At 71.1% G+C, this 21,035-nt stretch carries 16 protein-coding genes; 13 read left to right on the top strand and 3 right to left on the bottom strand.

What is annotated here, in order from left to right; all coding sequences use genetic code 11:
- The first annotated feature begins 254 nt into the window (after positions 1-254).
- The 9 genes from WMF19_RS36390 (at position 255) to radC (ending at position 12,094) form a co-directional block, all read left to right on the top strand.
- Positions 255-1,232, top strand: coding sequence for a hypothetical protein (locus WMF19_RS36390; RefSeq protein ID WP_437894568.1), 978 nt, complete (start codon positions 255-257; stop codon positions 1,230-1,232).
- A gap of 299 nt (positions 1,233-1,531) precedes the next feature.
- Complete coding sequence (locus WMF19_RS36385; protein WP_437894567.1) at positions 1,532-2,968, top strand: hypothetical protein; 1,437 nt, start codon at positions 1,532-1,534, stop codon at positions 2,966-2,968.
- Positions 2,965-5,175 carry a hypothetical protein gene (locus WMF19_RS36380; protein ID WP_437894566.1) on the top strand — a complete coding sequence of 737 codons (2,211 nt, stop codon included), beginning with the start codon at positions 2,965-2,967 and terminating at the stop codon, positions 5,173-5,175. The genes WMF19_RS36385 and WMF19_RS36380 overlap by 4 nt, the downstream gene beginning before the upstream one ends.
- Positions 5,176-5,516: 341 nt before the next feature.
- Positions 5,517-6,326, top strand: a complete 810-nt coding sequence (locus WMF19_RS36375) for a hypothetical protein (protein ID WP_437894565.1) — start codon at positions 5,517-5,519, stop codon at positions 6,324-6,326.
- Between the two features lie 257 nt (positions 6,327-6,583).
- The gene (locus tag WMF19_RS36370; RefSeq protein ID WP_437894564.1) at positions 6,584-7,867 is read left to right on the top strand and encodes a hypothetical protein; all 1,284 of its coding nucleotides are present in this window, start codon (positions 6,584-6,586) and stop codon (positions 7,865-7,867) included.
- A gap of 311 nt (positions 7,868-8,178) precedes the next feature.
- Positions 8,179-8,922, top strand: a complete 744-nt coding sequence (locus WMF19_RS36365; RefSeq protein WP_437894563.1) for a hypothetical protein — start codon at positions 8,179-8,181, stop codon at positions 8,920-8,922.
- A gap of 243 nt (positions 8,923-9,165) precedes the next feature.
- A complete protein-coding gene (locus WMF19_RS36360) occupies positions 9,166-10,074 on the top strand; it encodes a hypothetical protein (protein WP_437894562.1) in 909 nt (302 codons plus the stop codon).
- 187 nt (positions 10,075-10,261) lie between these two features.
- Complete coding sequence (locus tag WMF19_RS36355) at positions 10,262-11,176, top strand: hypothetical protein (RefSeq protein WP_437894561.1); 915 nt, start codon at positions 10,262-10,264, stop codon at positions 11,174-11,176.
- Positions 11,177-11,314: 138 nt separating this feature from the next.
- Entirely contained in the window at positions 11,315-12,094 is a 780-nt protein-coding gene (gene radC / locus WMF19_RS36350) for a RadC family protein (RefSeq protein WP_437894560.1), read from the top strand.
- On the opposite strand, the gene WMF19_RS36345 is transcribed toward radC, so the two are convergent.
- The gene (locus WMF19_RS36345) at positions 12,091-13,287 is read right to left on the bottom strand and encodes a tetratricopeptide repeat protein (protein WP_437894559.1); all 1,197 of its coding nucleotides are present in this window, start codon (positions 13,285-13,287) and stop codon (positions 12,091-12,093) included. The two genes, radC and WMF19_RS36345, sit on opposite strands and share 4 nt — an antisense overlap.
- Positions 13,288-13,378: 91 nt before the next feature.
- Complete coding sequence (locus WMF19_RS36340) at positions 13,379-14,116, bottom strand: hypothetical protein (RefSeq protein WP_437894558.1); 738 nt, start codon at positions 14,114-14,116, stop codon at positions 13,379-13,381.
- 264 nt (positions 14,117-14,380) lie between these two features.
- On the opposite strand from WMF19_RS36340, the gene WMF19_RS36335 reads away from it, so the two are divergent.
- The 4 genes from WMF19_RS36335 to WMF19_RS36320 all read left to right on the top strand — a co-directional run bounded on the left by WMF19_RS36335 (position 14,381) and on the right by WMF19_RS36320 (position 19,949).
- Positions 14,381-15,718: a Stp1/IreP family PP2C-type Ser/Thr phosphatase gene (locus tag WMF19_RS36335; protein ID WP_012239102.1), complete on the top strand. Its 1,338-nt coding sequence runs from the start codon at positions 14,381-14,383 to the stop codon at positions 15,716-15,718.
- Positions 15,719-15,874: 156 nt separating this feature from the next.
- Complete coding sequence (locus tag WMF19_RS36330; protein ID WP_437894556.1) at positions 15,875-17,461, top strand: hypothetical protein; 1,587 nt, start codon at positions 15,875-15,877, stop codon at positions 17,459-17,461.
- A 62-nt stretch (positions 17,462-17,523) separates the two neighbouring features.
- Positions 17,524-18,999 carry a hypothetical protein gene (locus WMF19_RS36325; RefSeq protein WP_437894555.1) on the top strand — a complete coding sequence of 492 codons (1,476 nt, stop codon included), beginning with the start codon at positions 17,524-17,526 and terminating at the stop codon, positions 18,997-18,999.
- A 5-nt stretch (positions 19,000-19,004) separates the two neighbouring features.
- On the top strand, positions 19,005-19,949 hold the full coding sequence (locus WMF19_RS36320; RefSeq protein ID WP_044966392.1) for an RluA family pseudouridine synthase: 945 nt from the start codon (positions 19,005-19,007) through the stop codon (positions 19,947-19,949).
- Between the two features lie 85 nt (positions 19,950-20,034).
- Here WMF19_RS36320 and WMF19_RS36315 read toward each other — a convergent pair whose 3' ends face one another.
- Entirely contained in the window at positions 20,035-20,943 is a 909-nt protein-coding gene (locus WMF19_RS36315) for a M23 family metallopeptidase (protein WP_437894554.1), read from the bottom strand.
- Between the last annotated feature and the right edge of the window lie 92 nt (positions 20,944-21,035).

Raw genomic sequence — 21,035 nt, 5'->3', positions numbered from 1 at the left:
CGATGTCTCCGCGCCGGACGACGATGGCTCCCGGGCGGATGACGACGACATCCACCTAAGCTGACGATGGTCCCCTCCCGGAATGACGACGCCCTATGCCGCGATGCCGACGATTGCGAGCCGCGCGCTTGCGGGGCGCATATCGCGCCTCGCGCTGTCGCCATTCACAGGCACGCTCCTGCTGGCGCTCGCAGGCGCCATGGGCCGAGACGATCCCCTCGACATCCCGCTCCCTGTGCACATAGCCTGCGCTGATGGCCAAACCTATCTCTCCTCCCGAAGAGACCATCGACAACGATCCCACGCTCGAATCCCTGGCCGAGCGGCTCGGCAAGCCGGAGCCAGGCATCATCGAGGCATTGCTCGACGGCACGACCGGATCCCAGCTCGTCGAGCGAGGGCGGCAGATCGCCTCCTCACGTGTCTTGACCGACCTGCGCCGCCTCTACGCGACGGCGCACGCGTGCTGGTCGGGCGCGTCGAAGGAGAAGCGGGAGAAGCTGCGCGGCTTCTCGCCGGAGCTGCTCGCGCTCGCGGTCGACCAGGCGCTCGCGCTGGAGCGGCTGCTCGAGGCGCACGAGAGCGCCGGGCAGAAGAAGGACGCGGCGCGCGCCACGACGGACGCGGCGCTGCGGGAGCGGCTCTCGCGCTCGCTGCTCCTGCGCGACCAGGCCTACGAGGTCCTGCGCGGCGTCGCCGGCTCGGGCAAGGAGGCGCGCGAAGAGCTCGCGCAGGCCGTCGGCACCGCGGAGGATCCGGGCGCGCTCGCGCGCGGGCTCACCCAGCTCGCCGCGCTCGGCAAGCGCTACCTCGCGCAGAAGAAGGGCCCCCTCGCCGTGCGCGCCAAGCTGATGCGGCTCGATCAAGACTATGTCGCGCGCCTCGAAGAGACCGCCGAGGAGCTCACCCAGGCGGCGAAGACCGCGGCCGCGCGCCCTGCAGGCCAGAAGGTTACGAGCGGCGACCTCGACCGGGCCGACGGCATCAATCTGATCCTCCTCGAGCAGATCGTGCGGGTGTTCGAGCGCGCCAACGAGCAGGATCCGACCATCCCGCGCCTCGTGCCCATCGCGACGCGGCGGCTCTTCAGCCGGAGGACCAGGAAGAAGGCGACCGAGACGTCCGGCGGAGGAGGCGGCGCGGTCGGCAGCAGCAGCGCTGGCACTGGCAGCGCCGTCGGCGCGCCGCCGGACGAGGAGGATCCGCTCGAAGGCGACGACGCGCCGGGCTGAGCCTAGAGCGCCCTGATCGGACCCGAGCATCGACCGAGGGCCCAGGCTGCATGGAACCTGGGCCCTCTTCCTTTTTGTCACGCCCTTGCCGGCGACTTCACGGGCGGCCCCTCGCCCGCGGCCAGCTCGCATCCACTTCCCGTGGATTCCCGTGGATCTGCGTGGCCAGCCAACGTGCTCCTCGGCCGAGCAATGTCCTACCGCTTTCGTGAGGACGCTTGTACCTGGAGAATCGGCGGGCGAGCGTGCTTTGGCGAGAAAAATCGCGGGGTGGAGGCAATGAGATGAGAACGGCGCGATTGACGACGATCGTTGCGGCGGCCCTTGCCGCCCTGGTGCTTGGTGCGACGGCGCCGGCGTGCCTGTGGGATCGCGAGGAGCCCCTGAGCGGGTGGATCTGCGCGATACCGAATACCGGCGTTGTCGAGCACTGCGTCGACGCGAGCGAGGGCCCGGCCAGCGCGTGGAACAAGGCCGAAGCGGACGGCGAGCTGCCGATATTCATGTGGGCGCGGTGGTCGGGTCGCGTGACGCCCGAGGAACTCATCGCGAGCGAGGCGGAGCTCGGGGCCTGGTTCGACACCGTCGATCGGGTCGTGTCCTATGTGCGCGACGAGAGGAAGCACGCCGAGTCGCTCCGGGCGACGCTCCACGGCGAGCTCGGTAAGCTGCTCCGGCTGATCAGGGATAGCCAGGAGGAGGCCCTCCAGGCAGAGCCGATCCATGCGGCCGACAACTTCAACGAGGCGATGACCGGCAAGGCGAGCGCCGAGCGGGAGCCCCTCGCCGCAGCGATCGCGGCGGACAAGCTGGCGATGGCCTCCGTGCAGGCCATCCTCGATCGAGCCAGGGACGAGGGCGCGCCGCTGCAATCCAGGTACGCGGGCGCGGCGGCGCGCTTCGCCGCCTACCGCGCGACCGAGGCGGCGGAGACGGCGGCGTACGCGGCGCTCTCGGCGCAGGCGTCGCGATCGGCGATCGACGAGCTCGACGGCGTGGAGCAGGCGGTGCTCGCGGCGGCGCGCGGGGCGAGCCGCGCGCCGGGCGAGCTCGCCGCGGAGGTGATGACGCTTGCGGCGGAGCTCCAGGCGCTCGCTGTCTCGTTCGACGAGGCGATCGCGCCGCATAGGGAAGTCCTTGCGACGCACGGCGCGGTGGTGCCGGACATGACGTCGGGGGCGCTGCGGTCGCTGAGCGCGATGCTGGGCTACGCGCAGCGGCGGGTCGCTCGGAGCGACGCGACGGCGACGGCGCTGCTCGGCGGCATCGCGCTGCGCCGGCAGGCGCTCCGCGCGCTGCAGATGGATGAGGGGGCGCGCGAGGCGAGCGCGCGGTCGCGGCTCCGCCGGGCCTCGGAGGCGTTCAGCGAGGGAGCGCGCGCGCGGGCGGCGGCGCTGTCGGCGGCGCCGCCGATGAGCGAGAAGCTCGGGCTGCCGCTCTTGGCCGAGCGGTGCGGGGAGCTCTTGGCGCTGGTGCAGATGCGGCCGCTCTGCGAGACGGCGTCGTCCTCGTGGCGAGAGGCGGGGTGCGCGGCGCTCCGAGGGCGGTTCGACGCGGCGGAGGCCGAACTCAGGACGGGCTTGCCGCAGAAGATCGCGGCGGGCCTCGCGGTGCTGCGGGAGAAGGGGATGGGCGCGGCCGAGCTCGACGCAGCGCAGGCGAGGCTCGACGCGGGCGACGTGAAGGGCGCCGCGATCGCGTATGACGCCGCCGTGCGCGGCGCGGAGGGGACATGAGAAGCTCGAAGGACGTTGGGCTGCGCGGCCGGAGCTCCGTGGTGGTCCAGAAGCTCGTCGCGCTTGTCACGGCGCTGGCGGTGCTGGCGCCGTCGTTGGTGTGGGCCGGCACGCCGTACACCATCCTCTGGAGCAGCCGCCAGGACGTCGACTCGTGCGCGAGCGGCGAGCTGGAGACGGAGGGAGACGCCATGTTCGAGGTGAACCAGACGCCCCTGCCCACCTACGGGATCCCGGGCGCGCTGCAGGTCGAAGGCGACGGCTCGCTGAGCAACACGCTCGAGGCGGGGTTCGACTCGGTGCTGCTCCGCACGGGTACCAACGCGTTCCACTTCGGAGTCCACACCGCGAACGGCAGCGACTGGTGTACCCACGCGCACGACGTGGTGCACCTCGTCTCGGAGCCGCTCGGGCTCAACAAGCCGCTCTTCGACATCCGCCGCGATGGGACCGGCTTCGAGGGCAGCACCGTGGCCGACCTCGGCCTCGCGGAGATCAACCCCGCGCTCGCGCGCGACATCGCGGAGCTGGAGGTCGCGCTCGGCAAGCTGATGGAGGCGATCCTCCGGAACGCCGCCAGGGTCGCGGACCTGAGGGCACGGATGGACCTGCTGCGGCAGCTCGATCTGGAGCTGCACGACCTGGTGAACCGGCCGCTGGACGAGATCTCGCGGACCAACCTCGACGCGATCCTCGACCGGTACAAGGACGTTGTCGACACGGAGACGCGGGCGGCGATGGAGCAGCTCGTCGACGACCTGAAGAAGAGCGTCAGCGACCTGGAGGACGAGCTCGCGCGACTGATGGACGAGTTCGGCGCGCAGGCCGACGAGGTGGCGGACCTCGCGACGCAGGACGCGCGCGCCGAGGGATGGAACCCGGACGATCCGTGGGCGTACGCGCTCGGGGAGAGCGAGGTGCCGTGGGTCGAGGTGCCGGACATCTCGGAGGTGGACGGCGCGTTCGAGGAGGGGAGGGACCCGTATGCGGCGTATGCGGACGGCGTGATCGCGGCGCTGGAGGCCGACGTGAGCGGCGACGTGGTGGTCGCGCGGGCGGACTTCGTGGCGAACGTGCGGGCGTGGCGGGCCAACAGCGCGGCGCTGGAGATCGCGCTGCGCGACCGGATGGGCGTGTCGCTGGCGGAGACGAACGCGTTCCTGAAGGCGCAGAACCGGATCACCGGGTACGTGCGGCAGTTCATGGATGCGTCGGACTGGTTCGTGGACACGCCGGTGCCGGCGGACCTGCGGGCGCAGGTGGACACGGTGCTCAAGCCGCGGTTCGACGCGCTCGCGGACCAGATGAAGGATAGCCTGAACCAGTGGACGGGGGACGGGCTCGACCTGGAGCAGACGCAGCTCTACCAGACGGTCAGCGCGTTCGCGGGGGCGATGTCGACGGTCGCCGAGGGGTTCGGGGCGTACGCGGAGGTGATGCAGACGCTCGTCCACGCGACGACGCGCATCGGGGTCGGGTTCGTGCCGGTGGTCGGGCCGGCGCTCGACCTGTGCGAGGCCGTCACCGGCAAGGCGTGGTGCTTGCCGTCGGGGCAGGAGCTCAGCACCGAGGAGCGGATCTTCTCGGGGGTGGGGTTCGGGCTCGGGGCGATCGGGCCGATGTGGCGCGCGATCAAGGGGGTCGGCGGGCTGACGCCGGATGCGATTCGGGTCGCCGAGGAGATCGCACAGTTTGGCGAGGAGCTCGCCACAGCGCTGCGCGTGCCACGGCGCACATCGTACAAGACGCTGCGCGGGGCGGTCACCAGCGAAGTGATGAATGACTTCGAGAAAAAAGCGGCGCTCTATCTGATAAAGGAAGAGGGACGGGCCCTGATCGGGGTCGGCGACGACGGCGTGCGCAGGGTGCTCGGGATACCGTTCACCTCCGACATCAAGGGCGTGGCGAAAGCCCCCGATTTCGTGACGGTGACACGGGGGGAGAAGCTGGCCGTGAGCGAGGCGAAGGGTGGGACTACCGTCAACGTCACCGAAGAAGCAATCCCTCAATTGACGAACGCGATGAAGAAACTGAAGGATAAAAAACTCGACGGAGACGTCGCCAGAGTCGAGATCCTCATCCAACGGGGAGCCACGCTGGAAAATAACTATGGTACCAAGGACGGGTACTTGTTCAACAAGATAACTGGCAAGACCGTCCAAATCGAAGGCTTTCCGCTCCTCTTCATCAAGGTCGTCAAGCTGTGAATGAATCGGGCCCTGAATTCTACGCATGGTGTGACGAGGCGGACAGGTACGACGCGTTTGCGGCGGCCCTCTCCGCCCTCGCCTACCCCGGGGGACGCTGCGACGTCAGCCTCTCGACGCTTGGAGCCTCTGAGGACTTGTGGCGCCATGGCGTCCCAGTCGACGATGCCCTCGCGGTGACGCGTGCCGCCTTCACGACAGGGTCGGAGGTGCGTGCGCAGTTCGGTGCGCGGTGGCGTTGGTTGGCCAGGACCGGCTTGAGTCTGGCGTGCTGGGGCGAAGCGTATGAACGCCGGTACCCCCACGGCCCTCTGCGCGTCGGGACGGGCGAGCGGAAGCATGTGTTCCCCTCCCGCCTCGCGATCGCCACCGGCAGCGGCGTGCGCTCCACGCAGGCCGAGGCAGCGATCTCATCGATGGAAGTCCAGCTGGAGATGGCGGAGATCTTGCTGGGCCTGTGCGCGCCCGACGGGCACGCCCGCGTCAGGGCCGGCGCGTGCACGGCTGTGTGGTGGAGCTGGCCCGCACCGCTCGAGGCATGCGCGACCTACCATGCGGACGCATGGGTTGCGCGCGATCTCGCCCTCTCCTGGGCGCACCTCTACGACGGCGACATCGTAGGGCGCGCCGCGCGCTTGTCGCTGGATGCGCTCGCCGCGCGTGTCGAAGCCGCTCCGAAAGGAGCACGAGTCGGCATCGCGACCAACCTCGAGCGCATCGAGGAGCACGTTCTGCTGGATATTGAGGCGTCCCGTTCGCGGACCGAACGGCCGACACGGCCCGACGCCATTCGACGCGTACCCCGCGCCGTCCTCCCGGGCGACGTCGAGCTCACACGCGAACAGGTCCTTCGGACGCTCTCCATCCCGCCCGTCACGCTACTCGAAGCGCTCGAAGCTTCGGCGGTGCCGGACGATGAATGGCGCTCCGCCGAAACACGCGCGCGCGAGATCATCAATGAGACAAAAGCCGGCGCGCCCACCTACGAGGCGGACGTCACCTCGCGCAAGCACGTCCAGTTCATCGAGCGCCACGCCCCCTACCACGTGCGTCGCCTCTCGAGCGGCGGCGTGGTGCTGGCTACGCACCCGTACCGCACGCTCTGGCCACTCTGGGCCGACGCCCTCTTCTTGCTGGGCATCACGTCCTGACGCGAGTTGCCCGCCTGCTCTCCCTCTCAGGTTTCCACCTGGATATGCGGGACGGCGCACCCCTCCCTGAGCGCGCGGAGCGCGCGATTAGGGAGGGGCGGACCGCGCGCAGGCGCGGAGCGCCGAGCACGGGCCGGGGGTGGGCATCCGCTCTCGCGGAGCCGTCCTCCGCCCTTGCGGAGCCGTCCTCATCGACGGCCAACCCCGAGGGGTGGAACCCGGACGATCCGTGGGCGTACGCGCTCGGGGAGAGCGAGGTGCCGTGGGTCGATGTGCCGGACATCGCGGAGGTGGAGGGGGCGTTCGAGGAGGGGAGGGACCCGTACGCGGCGTATGCGGACGGCGTGATCGCGGCGCTGGAGGCCGACGTGAGCGGCGGGGTGGTGGTCGCGCGGGCGGACTTCGTGGCGCACGTGCGGGCGTGGCGGGCGAACAGCGCGGCGCTGGAGATCGCGCTGCGCGACCGGATGGGGGTGTCGCTGGCGGAGACGAACGCGTTCCTGAAGGCGCAGAACCGGATCACGGCGGTCGTGCGGCGGTACATGGATGCGTCGGACTGGTTCGTCGACACGCCCGTCCCGGCGGACCTGCGGGCGCAGGTGGACACGGTGCTCAAGCCGCGGTTCGACGCACTCGCGGACCAGATGAAGGATAGCCTGAACCAGTGGACGGGGGACGGGCTCAATCTGGAGCAGACGCAGCTCTACCAGACGATCAGCGCGTTCGCGGGCGCGATGTCGACCGTCGCCGAGGGGTTCGGGGCGTACGCGGAGGTGATGCAGACGCTCGTGCACGCGACGACGCGCATCGGGGTGGGGTTCGTGCCAGTGGTGGGGCCTGCGCTCGACCTGTGCGAGGCGGTCACCGGGAAGGCGTGGTGCTTGCCGTCGGGGGAGGAGCTCAGCGACGAGGAGCGGATCTTCTCGGGGATGGGGTTCGGGCTCGGCGCGGTCGGGCCGATGTGGCGCGCGGTCAAGACCAGCAGCGGGCTCAGGCCGGCCGCGATCCGGGTGGCCGGGGAGATCGCGGAGATCGAGGAGGTGTTCGCCAAGATCGTGAAGACGAACCGCGTCAGGGGGTACAAGACGCTCACCGGGGCGATCACGAAGTTCGAGGTGAACATCTTCGAGAAGAAGGCGGCGAAGTTCCTGGTGGACGACGGCCGATCGCTCGTCGGGGTCGGCGACGACGGCGTGCGCGAGGTGGTCGGGATTCCGAAGACCTCGCGCCCCAAATCCAAGGAAGCGATGGCTCCCGACTTTGTGTCCATATCCCGGGGGCACAAGCTGATCATCAGCGAAGCGAAAGGCGGAAAGATCTATGTTGACGACGTGCGCAACCAGCTGTCAAACGCGATGAAGGCCCTGAAGAAGAAGAGGCTCGATGGAGACGTGGAGCGGGTCGAGCTCATCATGGAGCAGGGCGCGGAGTTCGAACCGAAAAAGTACACGGTCAAGGATGGCTACCTGTTCGATTCGGACGAGGGCAAGACCGTGCCCCTGATAGACTTCGACAAGTTCATCATGGTGATCCGCCTATGAGCGAATCAGGCCCCCACTTTTTTGCGTGGTGTGACGAGGTAGAACGGCTCGATGCGTTCGCCGCGGCGCTGTCGGCCCTCGTCATCCCGGGGGATCTCATCGGCCTGATGATGAGCGCGAGCATATCGCGCGAGACGCATTCGGTCGACGAGGTTCTCGCCATGGTCCGCGCCCACTTCGGAGGTTTGAAGAGCGCTCACATACTGTCCGGCGTGAATCTGCGCGATTCCGAGCGCGACATCTGTGCCGGCATCGCGTGCTACCCCGAAGAGAGCGAACGTCGCTCTCCAAGCGGCCCTCTCAAACTGCGAATGTGCGAGAAGCGGGATTTCTTCCCGTTCGAGATTGCCGTGGGCAGGTACAGCCCACGCTTCGTGGAGGCCGAGGCCGCGGTCGCCTGCCACCTGGTCCAAGGTGACATCGAGGACCTTCTGCTCCGCCTCTGCGCGCCGGACACGAGCGGGCGCGTGCTGACCGGCGCCTGCACTGACAAGGAGGACTGGCTAGCCCCCATCGAGATGTGCGCCACCTACAACGCAGACGCCGCGGAGATCGCGCGCGATCTGGCCCTCACGTGGTTGAGCCTTCACGACAAGGAGAGCGTTTCACGCATCGCAGGCACGTCTCTGGATGCGCTGCACGCGCGCATCGACGCCGCGCCGCGCGGGGCGCGCGTGCCCATGAAAGGCACGAGCGAGCTTACACGTTCCCTCTCGCGCGAGACCGTGCTCAAGGCGATCGCGACGCCGCCGGCTGCGCTGCTCGATGCCCTCGAGGCGGCAGCGGTGCCCGATGACACGTGGCGCGCCGCCGAGCCCGAGGCGCACGAGATCATGGCGCTGCTCCGCCAGCTCGGGGAGGCCCCAGCCGGCCAGGGGCCGCCCGCGTTTAGCGTGAGGGTCACGTCGGCTAGCCACGTCCGCTTCCTCGAAGAGCACGCGCCTTTCCACGTGCGCCGCCTGCCGAGCGGCGGCGTGATGCTGGCCACGCACCCGTACCGGACGCTCTGGCCGCTCTGGGCCGACGCGCTCTTCGTGCTCGGCCTGATGTCCTGACGCACGTCGTGCACCCTCTCGCTTCTCCGAACATCAAATGCCTGCGGCAGGTACCAGAGGGCGCACCCCTCCCTGAGCGCGCGGAGCGCGCGATTGGGGAGGGGCGGACCGCGCGCAGGCGCGGAGCGCCGAGCACGGGCCGGGGGTGGGCATCCGCGCTCCCGGAACAGTCCTCCTCCCTTGCAGATCGGTCTTCGTCGACGATCATCACCGAGGGGTGGAATCCGGATGATCCGTGGGCGTATGCGCTCGGAGAGAGCGAGGTGCCGTGGGCCGCGGTTCGACGCGCTCGCGGACCAGATGAAGGACAACCTGAACCAGTGGACGGGGGACGGGCTCGATCTGGAGCAGACGCAGCTCTACCAGACGATCAGCGCCTTCGCGGGGGCGATGTCGACGGTGAGCGAAGGGTTCGAGGCGTACGCGGAGGTGATGCAGACGCTGGTGCACGCGACGACGCGCATCGGGGTGGGGTTCGTGCCCGTGGTCGGGCCGGCGCTCGACCTGTGCGAGGCCGTCACCGGCAAGGCGTGGTGCTTGCCGTCGGGGCAGGAGCTGAGCGACGAGGAGCGGATCTTCTCGGGGATGGGGTTCGGGCTCGGTGCGGTCGGGCCGATGTGGCGCGCGGTCAAGACCAGCAGTGGGCTCAGGCCGGCCGCGATTCGGGTGGCGGGAGAGATCGCCGAGATCGAGGAGGCGTTCGCGCAGATTGTCAAGACGAACCGCGTCAGGGGGTACAAGAACCTCACGGGGGCGATGACGACCAAGCCGGTAAACATCTTCGAGAAGAAGGCGGCCAAATTCCTGGTGGACGACGGCCGGTCGCTCGTTGGGGTCGGCGACGACGGCGTGCGCACGGCGCTCGGCATTCCGAAGGAGTCACCGACCGGCACCATCGAGGGGAAGGCTCCCGACTTCCTCTCGGTGTCCAGCGGGCACAAGCTCATCCTGAGCGAGGCAAAAGGCGGAACGATCGACGTCTTCGAGGTGCGCAATCAGCTCACGAACGCGATGGAGGCGGTGAAAAAGAAGGGGCTCGCTGGAGACGTGCAGCGGGTCGAGCTCATCATGGAGCAGGGGGCGGAGTTCAAGCCGGATAAGTTCATCGTGAAGGACGGCTACCTGTTCGACACGGAAAGGGGAAAACCGTAACCCTGAAAGGCTTCGACACATTCATCATGGTGATCCGGCTATGAGCGAATCAAGACCTCACTTCTTCGCCTGGTGTGACGAGCCAGAACGTATCGATGCATTCGCGGCGGCGCTATATGCGCTGGTGATTCCAGGGGATCTCATGAGCGTGGACCTGAGCACCGATATTTGGTGCAAGACGTCCTCCATGGACGAAGCGCTCGCGATGGTCCGCGCTCACTTCGGAGGAAGGAACAGCGCTCACGTATCGTCCGGCGTGATGCTGAGCGATTCTGAGCGCGTCATGGTGTTCAGCGCCGCGTGCTACCCTGAAGAAAGCGAACGTCGTCGTCCCTTCGGCCCGCTCAGCATGGCGGCGGGTGAACGCAAGTGGGATTTCTACCCGTACGAGATCGCCGTGGGCAGCTACAGCCCGCGCTTCGTGGAGGCCGAGGCGGCGGTCGCCTACCACATGGTTCAGGGCGACATCGAGGACCTCCTAGTCCGGCTCTGCGCGCCGGATGCTAGCGGGCGCGTGCCGACCGGTGCGTGCACGGACAAGGAGGACTGGATCGCCCCGGTCGAGATGTGCGCAACCTACAACGCGAACGCCGGGGAACTCGCGCGCGACCTCGCCCTCTCGTGGGTGAGCCTCCACGAGAAGCAGAGCGTCTCGCGCATCGCACGCACATCGCTGGAGGCGCTGCACGCGCGCGTCGACGCCGCGCCGCGCGGCGCGCGCGTGCCGATGAAAGGCGGCAGCGAGCTCACGCGTTCGATCTCGCGCGAGACCGTGCTCAAGGCGCTCGCAACGCCGCCGGCAACGCTGATCGAGGCGCTCGAGGCCGCGGCAGTGCCCGACGACGCGTGGCGCGCGGCCGAGCCAAAGGCGCACGAGATCATGGATCTGCTCCGTCAGCTCGGGGAAGCTCCCGAGGGCGAGGGCCCGCCTGCATTTCGGGCAGACATCACGACGCGCGGGCACACGCGCTTCCTCGAAGAGCACGCGCCCTTCCACGTCCGCCGCCTCCCGAGCGGGGGCGTGGTGCTGGCCACCCACCCCTCCCGCACGCTCTGGCCGCTCTGGTCCGACGCGCTCTTCGTGCTCGGCCTGATGTCCTGACCCGCATCGGGACTGGCCAGACTCGCAACTGCCTGGCGGCCGCCACCCTCCGCCGCCGCTCCGCCGCCTCGCCGTCGCGCGCGCCCCCGCGGCGCCCCGGGCCGGCGGGCGGGCCCGCCGCGTGCTTGTCGCTCGCGCATGAGCCCGTGGAAGCGCGCCGCCTTGCTCCCCGATCACCTCCCCGAGACGTGTACCGACGACCCCGCGGCGCTGGCCGCCTTCGTCGGCCCGCGAGAGCGAGCGCTCGAGGAGGGGATCTGGTCGCTCGGCGACGCCGACCTGCTCGCGATCGTGCTGGGCACAGGGCTGGTCGGCACCCCCGTGACGCTCGTCTCCGCCGCGCTCCTCTCGCGCTTCGCGGGGCTGGAGGGGCTCGCGCGGCTCGGCCCGCACGCGCTCGCCGAGCACCCCGGCCTCGGGCTCGCGAAGGCGCTCCGGATCGCCGCGTCGCTCGAGCTCGGGCGGCGCGCCTTCGAGCGCGCCGTGCGCCCGCGGCCTCCGGTGCGCACCTCGGCCTCGATCGCGGCGTGGTGCGCGGCGCAGCTCGGTCCGCTCGATCACGAGCAGATGTGGGTGATCTCGCTCGACGGCCGCAACGGGATGAGGGGAGCGCGCAGGGTCGCGCAGGGCGGGCTCCACGGGTGCTCCGTCACGGCGAGGGACATCCTCCGCGCCGCGCTCTCCGACGCGGCCTCGGCGCTCGTCCTGGTGCACAACCACCCGAGCGGCGACTCGGCGCCGTCGCCCGAGGACGTGGCCATGACCAACGCGGTCGCCGCCGCCGGCGAGGTGATCGGCGTGCCGCTCGTCGACCACGTCATCCTCGCGCCGGACGGGCATTACTCCTCGTTGCTCGATCTCGGGATGATCGCGCCCGGCGATGCGCCGCGCGGCGCCGCCCCGCCGAGCCGAGGCTAGTCGCGCTGGCCGACCAGGAGGCCGTGCCGCTCGCCGCCGGGCGCCCCTCCGGTGCCTGGCACGCTCGCGAACCGCAGCGTCGCGCCGCCCCAGTCGACCGAGGGGCTCCCCTTCAGCAGCGAGGTATAGAGCGCGCTCGCCTGCGTCATGGGGCAGCCGATCGCCTCGCGCACGAGCGTGAGCGACGCGCCCGTCGCGTAGCTCACCGGCGCCTGCCTGCCGTCCTCGCCGATCACCGTGACCTTGAAGACGTCGTCCTCGGCGCGCGCGGCGCGGTCCGGATCGGTCAGCGCCAGGTGCAGCGCCTCGATCGCGCCGCTCCCGGGGCCATTGTTCGGGGAGTCGAGGGTCACGTGGAGCTCGAGGAGCGGCGCCGTGTAGCGCACGATCTGCCGCGCCGCCGCTCCCTCCGCCGTCGCGGGCGCCGCGCGCGCCTCGCGGCGCCTGAGCTGGGCCTCCATGACGAGCGCCGACCGCGCGAGCTCCCGCTCCGTCTTGCCGAGCAGCCGGCGCGCGCGCATCTCGGCGAGCGCGCGCTGCAGCACCTCGCGGTTCCTCGCCGCCTGCTCGTGGCTCCGCTCGCGCGCGAGCAGCGCCTCGAGCTCGCCCAGCGCTCGCTCGTGCTCCCCGATCGACGCGAGCGCGTCCGCGAGCGTGAGCCGGGCGTCGGCGAACGAGGGCGCGCGCCTCACCGCCTCGCGGTAGGCCGCGATGGCCGGCGCGATCTCCCGCCGCGCCTCGTGCGCGAGCCCGAGCGCGAAGGCCGCCCGCGCGTCCTCCGGCGCCGCCTCGCACGCGCGCGCGAGCCAGCGCGCCGCCTCGTCGTAGAGGCGCAGATCGTAGAGCACGACCCCGAGCTCGCGCAGCGCCCGCGGATCGGGCGGCTCGATCGCCGCGCCCCGCCGGAGCTCCGCGGCCGCCTCGTCGAGCCGGCCGAGGCGGACCAGGGCGCGGGCGTAGGCGAGGCGCGCCTCGATCTGCTCCCCTCCGCCGGTTTCCACCCCGCGCGCGAGCGCCCTCGCCGCGTCCGCCCAGCGCTCCTCCGCCGCGTACGCGGCGCCGAGCGCGAGCCACGCCCCCGCGTCGTCCGGCGCGCCCGTGACGTGCGCCTCGAGCCCGGCGATCCCGTCCGCCATGTCTCCGCGGCTCAGCAGATCGAGCGCGCGCGCTCGCTGCGCTCCGGACGACGTCATGGCGGCAGCGTACGCCGGCGCGGCGGCGCGGGTCGAGCGCCCGAGCGGGCCGGGCCTCGCCCGCGGCGGGGCCTCACCCGCGCCTTCGGCGTCAGTAGCCCTGCGGAAGATCGCCCGCCAGGCACGAGACGGTGTTCGGCGCCCCGCGCGACGACCACTTGGCGCCGGTCGGCACCCCGCCGGCGAAGCGCACGCCCTCGTGTGGATCCCACGACGGCGTCTCGCCCGGGCGCAGCGAATGTGTCCCGCTCTGGTAGAACGCGATGATGTACGTGTGCCCCGCGACGCGGCAGCCGAGCCGCCTCGCGAGCGCCTGCGCGAAGGACCGGCCGGTGTGCCCGAACGCGCTGCAGCAGCGGAGCCACACGACGGCGTCTGGCCCCGCGAGCTCGGCCCTCAGGGCGTCGAGCGCCTCATCGAGCGGCGAGCCGGGCCGGAGCGCGGCCTCGTCGAGCCGCGTCTCTCCCATGCGCATGTAGCCCCAGCCGCCGTGCCCCCAGGCTTGCAGCGACGCGATCTTCCGGCCGCGCTCCCGCGCTGCGCGCGCCGCCCAGCCGAGCGCCTCGGCCCAGCTCGCGGCGGACTGCCACGCGTCGGCCGCGCCCGTCATGCGGTGCAGGAGCGCACCGGCGCGCCAGATCGGCGTGAGCCCGATCGTCGCGCCCACGGCCTCGCCCAGGACCTCGAGGTCCCCGGTCTCGGCGGAACCGGCGGCGTCGGCCGCAGCTGGGCGCGCGCGCGCCGCCGCGTCATCGCGCCGCCTCGCGCCGTTCGCCCGCCGCGCGCTACCCCACCCGACGTCGGTGTTATCGAAGAGGACGAGCCGCATACAACCCCCATTCTACGCGCTCTGAATGTACCGCCGCTCGCAACCGCGGCCACGCGGTCGATTCCCCACCCGCCCCCCGAGCGTCTCCCGACGCCGCACGCCGCACGCGCCGCACGCGCCGTACGCCAGCGGCCACGCCCCGGGCGCGGTGAGGGCGCGATGGACGGGAGGAGGTCGTCCGTCGACGTCCTCCACCGCCTGGTTCGTGGTGGGCGCAATCGGTAGTGATTTCCTCCCGCGCCCTCGGTTAGCCTGCCCGAACCGATGGGCCTGTCCGAAAACATCAGGTTTTATGCGGCGACCGATGTCGGCCGCATGCGGGACCACAACGAGGACAACTACCTCGTCGACAAGAAGCTCGCGCTCTTCGTGGTCGCCGACGGGATGGGCGGGCACGCCGCGGGCGAGGTCGCGAGCGCCCTCGCCGTCCGCATCATCCACGAGGAGCTGAAGAAGGAGCGGGACCTCATCGAGAACCAGGCGCGCAGCAACGTGCGGCGCGCCGCGATGAAGGAGGTCCTCAGCCTGCTCGAGCACGCCGTCCAGCGCGCGTGCGCCCGGATCCACGAGGAAGCGAAGGCCGACACGACGAAGCGCGGCATGGGCACGACGCTCTCCGCGCTCCTCATCGCCGGCTCGCACGGCTACATCGCGCACGTCGGCGACAGCCGCATCTACCTCCTCCGCGAGGGCCGCATCCAGCAGGTCACCGAGGATCACACCGTCTACAACGAGCTCATCAAGCGCGGGAAGCTCACGCGCGATCAGATCGAGAAGGTCGCGCAGAAGAACGCGATCACCCGCGCCGTCGGCGTGTACGAGCGCGTCGAGGTCGACACGCTCACGATCGAGGTGCTCCCGGGCGACCAGTTCCTCCTCGCGTCGGACGGGCTCCACGGGTACATCGCGCACACCGCGGAGCTCGAGCCGTTCTTCGAGGAGGAGAACGGCGAGATCGCCGCCAACGGCCTCATCGATCTCGCGAACAGGAAGGGCGGCAAGGACAACATCACCGCGATCCTCGTGCGGCTCGGCCAGGGCGACCACCGCGACAGCGTCCGCGCCCGGCTGCTCGCCCTGAAGCGCGACGTGCTCGCGAAGATGCCGCTCTTCGCGCGCCTGCAGGAGCGCGAGATGCTCCGGGTCATGCAGGTCGCCGAGGTGCTCTCGTTCGAGCCCGGCCAGATCGTGGTGCGCGAGGGAGATCGCGGCGACGAGCTCTTCATCGTGCTCTCGGGCCTCGTCCGGATCATCCGCGGCGAATCGGTGCTGAGCGAGGTCGGCCCGGGCGAGCACTTCGGCGAGATGGCCCTCATCCGCAGCATGCCGCGCTCGGCCACCGTCTCGGCCGTGGAGCAGAGCGAGCTCATCGCCGTCCGCCGCGCCGATTTCTTCGAGATCCTCCGCAAGGAGCACGAGCTCGCCGTGAAGCTGCTCTGGCAGTTCCTGGGGGTGCTCGCCGACCGGCTCGACCAGACGTCGCGCGACCTGAGCACCGCCCGCGAGGAGCTCGCCGCGGAGGACATCACGAGCGAGATCTTCCCCGACAGCGAGGAGGGGAAGAGCCCGTTCGCCCCCGAGGAGCGCTCCTCGGCGCGCTGAACGGCGCCCCCGCGGCCGCGGACGACGCGGAACGACGCGGAACGGAGCGAATTGCTGCGGCGTGAGCGGCGGGGCGCGACCGCGCGAGCCGGGCGAGCGATTCGCGGATTGACACCCTCCTACCCCGGCCGGTAGCGTCCGTCCGACGGATAACCCATGAGCATGCACGGCAGAAGGTACTGCGAAGGCCATCTCGCTCGCGTCGCCATCAACGTGGCTGGGGGCTCGGCGTTCGCGTCGCTCGCGCTCGCCGCGGCGGCTCTCCTCGCCGCGTCCCCCGCGGCCGCCGACGAGCCGCGGAGCGCCACCGAGCCGCGGCTCATGATGGAGACGGGCGAGATCACGAGCGTCGTCGACGCGTTCGACGACGGCGACACCTTTGATCTGAACTTCAGCTTCGGCTTCGAGTACGCGTCGAAGAGCGCGAAGATCCGGCGCGAGACGAGCATCGCCGGGCCGGGGCTGTCGTCGGGCGGCTACACGTCGAACCTGCTCAACGTGGCGACCTACAACGAGGCGACCTCGAAGCTCAACCTGCGCCTCGACGTCGGCCTCTACCGGGACCTGGCGCTCTACCTCAGGATGCCGCTCATCCTGAACCACACGCGCGAGCTCACCGATCTCAACGGCAGCGCCGGGGCGGAGGCGCAGGCCGTCGCGCTCGCGGGAGCCCCGGGGGAGCAGCTGTTCCAGATGCCCTTCACGTCGCCGAACCGGAGCGGCATCGAGTACCTCGCCGTCGGCCTCGACGTGAACATCATGAACCAGGCGCGCGACCGGACGAAGCCGACCTGGCTGTTCGGGGTCGAGGGGCGCTTCCCCGTGAGCGAGCCGATGCACGCCTGCACCGAGGCGCCGAAGAGCGGCCAGGTGAAGTGCGCCGATCCGACGGACGTCAACCGGAACAACAGCAGCGACAGCGAGTTCGAGGGGGAGGGGATCGCCCAGCGCGACCCCGGCGTGTCGCGCGGCACCATCGGCCTCGAGGTCCACACGTACCTGTCGAAGCGGATCAAGTACGTCGAGCCGTACGGCGGGTTCAAGGCGCTGTTCGAGTTCCAGCAGGAGTCGAGCGACTACGGCCTCACCGACCTGAAGACGTCGCTGGTGAACCACCCGCCGCTCGTCGGCAGCGTGATGCTCGGCGTGATGATCGTCCCCTGGGAGAACCGCGAGAAGTACACCGGGCTCACGCTCGATCTGCGCTTCACCGGCGAGTACCACTCCGAGGGGCGCGACTACTCGGAGCTGTTCGACGCGCTCGGATCGAGCGACGCGAGCTCGCTGCGCCAGCCGCAGTGGGCGGCGTTCCGCGACAACGACGCGTACGATCCGGACCTGTGCAGGACCGGCGATGCGAGGGCCTGCTCGCCGTCGATCGTCGACCAGGGCTCGCAGCGGACGTACTTCACGGGGCTCAGCGACGTCCAGCCGTACGGCTCGTACCGCGCCTCGGCGAGCGTGACGTGGAGGGCGGCCGAGCTCGTGAAGTTCCAGATCGGCGCGGGCTTCCGCCACGATGGCGGGCACGGCATCGGCGGCGACCAGCCGTGCAACTCCCAGTACAAGGACAGCCTCGGGGCGGCAGGGCCTTGCCGCCGTCAGGACGCGGACGGGCGCCTCACCGTCACCGGCAGCCCGAACCCCAACTACCGCCCGACCATCAACGCGGTCGGCCGCCGCTTCTACGTCAACGACAGCAACACGTTCGACCTCTTCGCGAGCGGCACGATCATGTTCTGATCGACGCCCCGAGCGGCGTGGCCACCGCGGCGAGCGCCGCCTCTGGCCGAAGCAGCAACCCCATGATCGACCCCTGGCACCTCCGCGGTGGCGCGGGCGCCCTGGCGCTCGCCGCGGCGCTCGCCGCCGCGCTGCCAGCGTCGGCTCAGCCTGAAGACGCGGCGTCGGCCGCGCGCTCCGGAGGACACGAGCGATCGCCGCGCTCGGCGCAGCCGCCGCGACCCGCGCAGCCGTCGAGGTCGGCCGTGGTGCTCGCGACGGCCGTCGCGCCCGAGGCCGAGGAGCGCGCCGCGCCGCTCGCCAGCGCGCTCGACGCGCTGCTCTCGGACACGGCGCAGGACCTCGGCCTCTCGGTGGATCTGGCAAGCCGCGTCGCCTCGCGATCGCGGCCCGACGAGGCCGAGCTCATCGAGCGCGCGCGCTCCAGCGACAAGCTCTTCATCGCGCCGAGCCTCGAGCTGCGCGGCGACGAGGTGGAGCTCAGGCTCTCGCTTGCGTCGGGCGGATCGAGGTCGCTGAGGGTGCGGGTCGAGCGCGTCGCGCGCGATGACCTCGCGGTGCGCGCCGCGGTGATGCTCCGCGACCTGCTGGCCGAGCTCGACGTCGGCGCCGCCGCGGCCTCTGCGTCGGCCCGCGAGGCGCCGTGCCCCGAGCGGTGCCGCGGGCGCCTCGCCACGCCGGCGCGCAGCATGGGGAAGGCGACGCTCGCGGCCAACGCGACACTCTACGGAGGCCTCGTGGGCTTCTCGATCCAGCGATCGAGCGGCTCGGACGATCCGCGCCTGCTCTACCCGCTCCTGGCGGTCGGCGCCGGCATCGGGCTCGGCGGCGCGATCATCATCGCGGAGGAGTGGGACGTCGGCGTGGCCGACGCGTGGTACCTCGGGTCCGGCACGTGGTGGCCGACGATCGCGGGGCACCTGATCTACCAGGGCCGCTTCGCGCAGCACGCGGAGGATCCGGGCCAGGAGCGCTGGGCTTCCGGGCTGATCGGCGGGACCGCCGGGATCACGCTGGCGGCGCTCGGGCTCTCGCTGGGCCGGATGTCCGAGGGCGGCGCGCTGATGGCGCAGTCGGGCGGCGGGCTGGGGCTCATGCTGGGCGGGCTGGTCGAGTGGGCGGGGCGGGGCGACGTGCAGCGGACGCCGATCGCCGGGATGGGCTACGGCGCGGCGCTCGGCTGGCTGGCGGCGGCCGCGGCGGCGACGCAGCTCGACGTCACGCCGTCGGAGATCATCGCGATCGACGTGGGCGCGATGCTCGGCGGGCTGGGCGCCGCCGCGCTGGCCAGCCCGCTCGTGTTCGAGTCGCCGACCGAGGCGCAGCAGCGGGCCTGGGTCGGCGCCACGGCCGCGGGCTTTCTGCTCGGGGCGGGCGTCGCGTGGCGCGTGACCCGCCCTACCGCGGCCGGCGCCCGCAGCGCGGGCCCCTCGTGGAACCGGTTCGGCCTGCCCATGTTGGGAGTGATAGGAGAGAGCGTGGTCGGGAGCCGGCGAGCGCCCGCGCTCGGCCTCGGGTGGCAGGGGGCGATTCCGTAGGAGCTATGAAGATCACGATCACCGAGCTGGATGCAGGGACGCGCCTCGACAAGCTGCTCGTGCAGCTTCTCCCCGGGCTGGGGCGGGCGGGCGCGAAGCGGCTGTTCTCCGAGGGGCGCGTGCGCGTGCTCGGGGTGGGGAAGAGCGGCGCTGGCCGGCGCGCGTCGAAGGGCGACGTCGCGGCGGCCGGCGAGGTGCTGGAGGTCGACGTCGAGCCCACGGAGGCCTCCGGCGCGGCGACGCCGGATCCTTCCGCGCCGCTCGACGTGGTGCTCGAGCGCGACGATCTGGTGGTGGTGAACAAGCCCGCCGGGGTGCCGACGGCGCCGCTCCATCCGGGCGAGCGCGGGACGGTCGCGAACGCGCTCGTGGCGCGGTACCCCGAGATGGCGGGCATCGGCTTCTCTCCACGGGAGCCCGGGCTGTGCCACCGGCTCGACACGGACACGAGCGGCCTCGTGCTCGCGGCGCGCACGGCCGCGGCGTTCGCGGCGCTGGGCGCCGGGCTGAAGGAGGGGCGGCTCGACAAGCGCTACCTGCTGATCTGCCAGATCGGCGATCTCCCCGAGATGGGCTCGATCGAGGTGCCGCTCGCGCCGCACCCGAAGGACAAGAAGCGGGTCTACCCGTGCATCCACCCGCGCGACGTGGCGCGGTACGCCCCGAGGCCGGCCGCGACGATGTACAAGCGCGTGCGGCAGGTGGGGCTCTGGGAGCTCGTCGAGGCGCGGGCGCCGCGGGCGCTGCGGCACCAGATACGGGCGCACTTCGCGTCGGTGGGGCACCCGCTGGCAGGCGACGTGCTCTACGGCGGGCCCGCGGTGGAGGGGCTGAGCCGCCACGCGCTGCACGCGCACTACATCGGGTGGGGCGGCAGCGACGCGGTGCCTGCGTTCGTTGTGACGTCGTCGCTTCCCGCGGACATGGCGGCGCTGGTCGGCGAGGCCTGAGCCGCGGGCTCGCCCGGGCGCCGCGCCGCCTCAGGGCGCGCTCGCGCCTCGCCCGAGCGAGCGCGACACGCGCGCCTCGCCCGGGTCAGGGCGCGCTCGCCTCGACGACATGGCCGTCGACGTCGCGCGCCCGCGCCGTGATCTGGAGGTCGTCGGCCGACGCCGTCCCGCCGAGGTCGCTGAAGCGGAACGCGATCACGTACGCCGACGACTGCGCGTTGAACTTCGCCGGCTCGATCCGGATGCCTCCGAGGCTCTGTTCGTCGATGGTCGCGGCGTCTCCCTCTCCTGTATATTTGCGGTTCCACTCCTCGTAGTTGAACACCCGCTCCTCGATGACCTCTCCCGTCGACCGGCTGGACGTCGCGACCGCGACCTCGACGAGGCCCGGGGAGATGCCTGGCAGGGTGGCCTCGACCTCGACCGAGACGCTTGACGTGGAGTCCTCGTCGGTGCGGCGCGCGGAGAGCGCCGGGGGCAGCCCGCCCGGCGTCGGGAGGAAGCGGAGCGGGTGCACGCAGAACACCTTCTCGTGCCCTCCCTCGCGGATCTCGAAGTGCAGGTGGGGGAACAGGCTGCTGGCGGCGAGGCCGGTATAGCCGATGTGCTGACCGCGCCCGACCTGATCGCCGGTCTCGACGACCGGCATCGCCAGGTGGATATAGGTGCTGTAGAAGCAAGCGCCCGGCGGATCGCAGTGCTCGATCTGCACAACGACGTCCTCGAAATCCTGGTAGCGGCCTGCGCGTATCACCTTTCCGTCGGCGACCGCGTACACCGGGGTGCCCATGACGGTGGGGATATCGATGCCGCGGTGGAAGTCGTAGACGCCATCGCGCGAGGTCTGAAGGCGGGGACCGAAGCTCGACGACATCGGCTGGATCTCGTCCGTCCCCCCGATCGGCCACACGAGGTCTGGGCCTTCAGGCTCCGAGCCGCAGCCGGCGGCGAGCGCGGAGAGGGCCAGCACGGGCGCGAGAGACGATGGCTTCATGGTGGCGAGTCCGTGGTGCGTGGGCGAAGCGCAGGTGGCGAGTCCACGGCGCAGCGCCGCCCCCGCAGGGTATCGAAGCACCGCGCGGAAGT

Origin of the sequence: Sorangium sp. So ce124 (genome assembly GCF_051525235.1) — a bacterium.
Taxonomy (GTDB): domain Bacteria; phylum Myxococcota_A; class Polyangia; order Polyangiales; family Polyangiaceae; genus Sorangium; species Sorangium atrum.
Note: the sequence above shows the minus strand (reverse complement) of the source record. Positions and strands in the feature narration are given on the sequence as shown.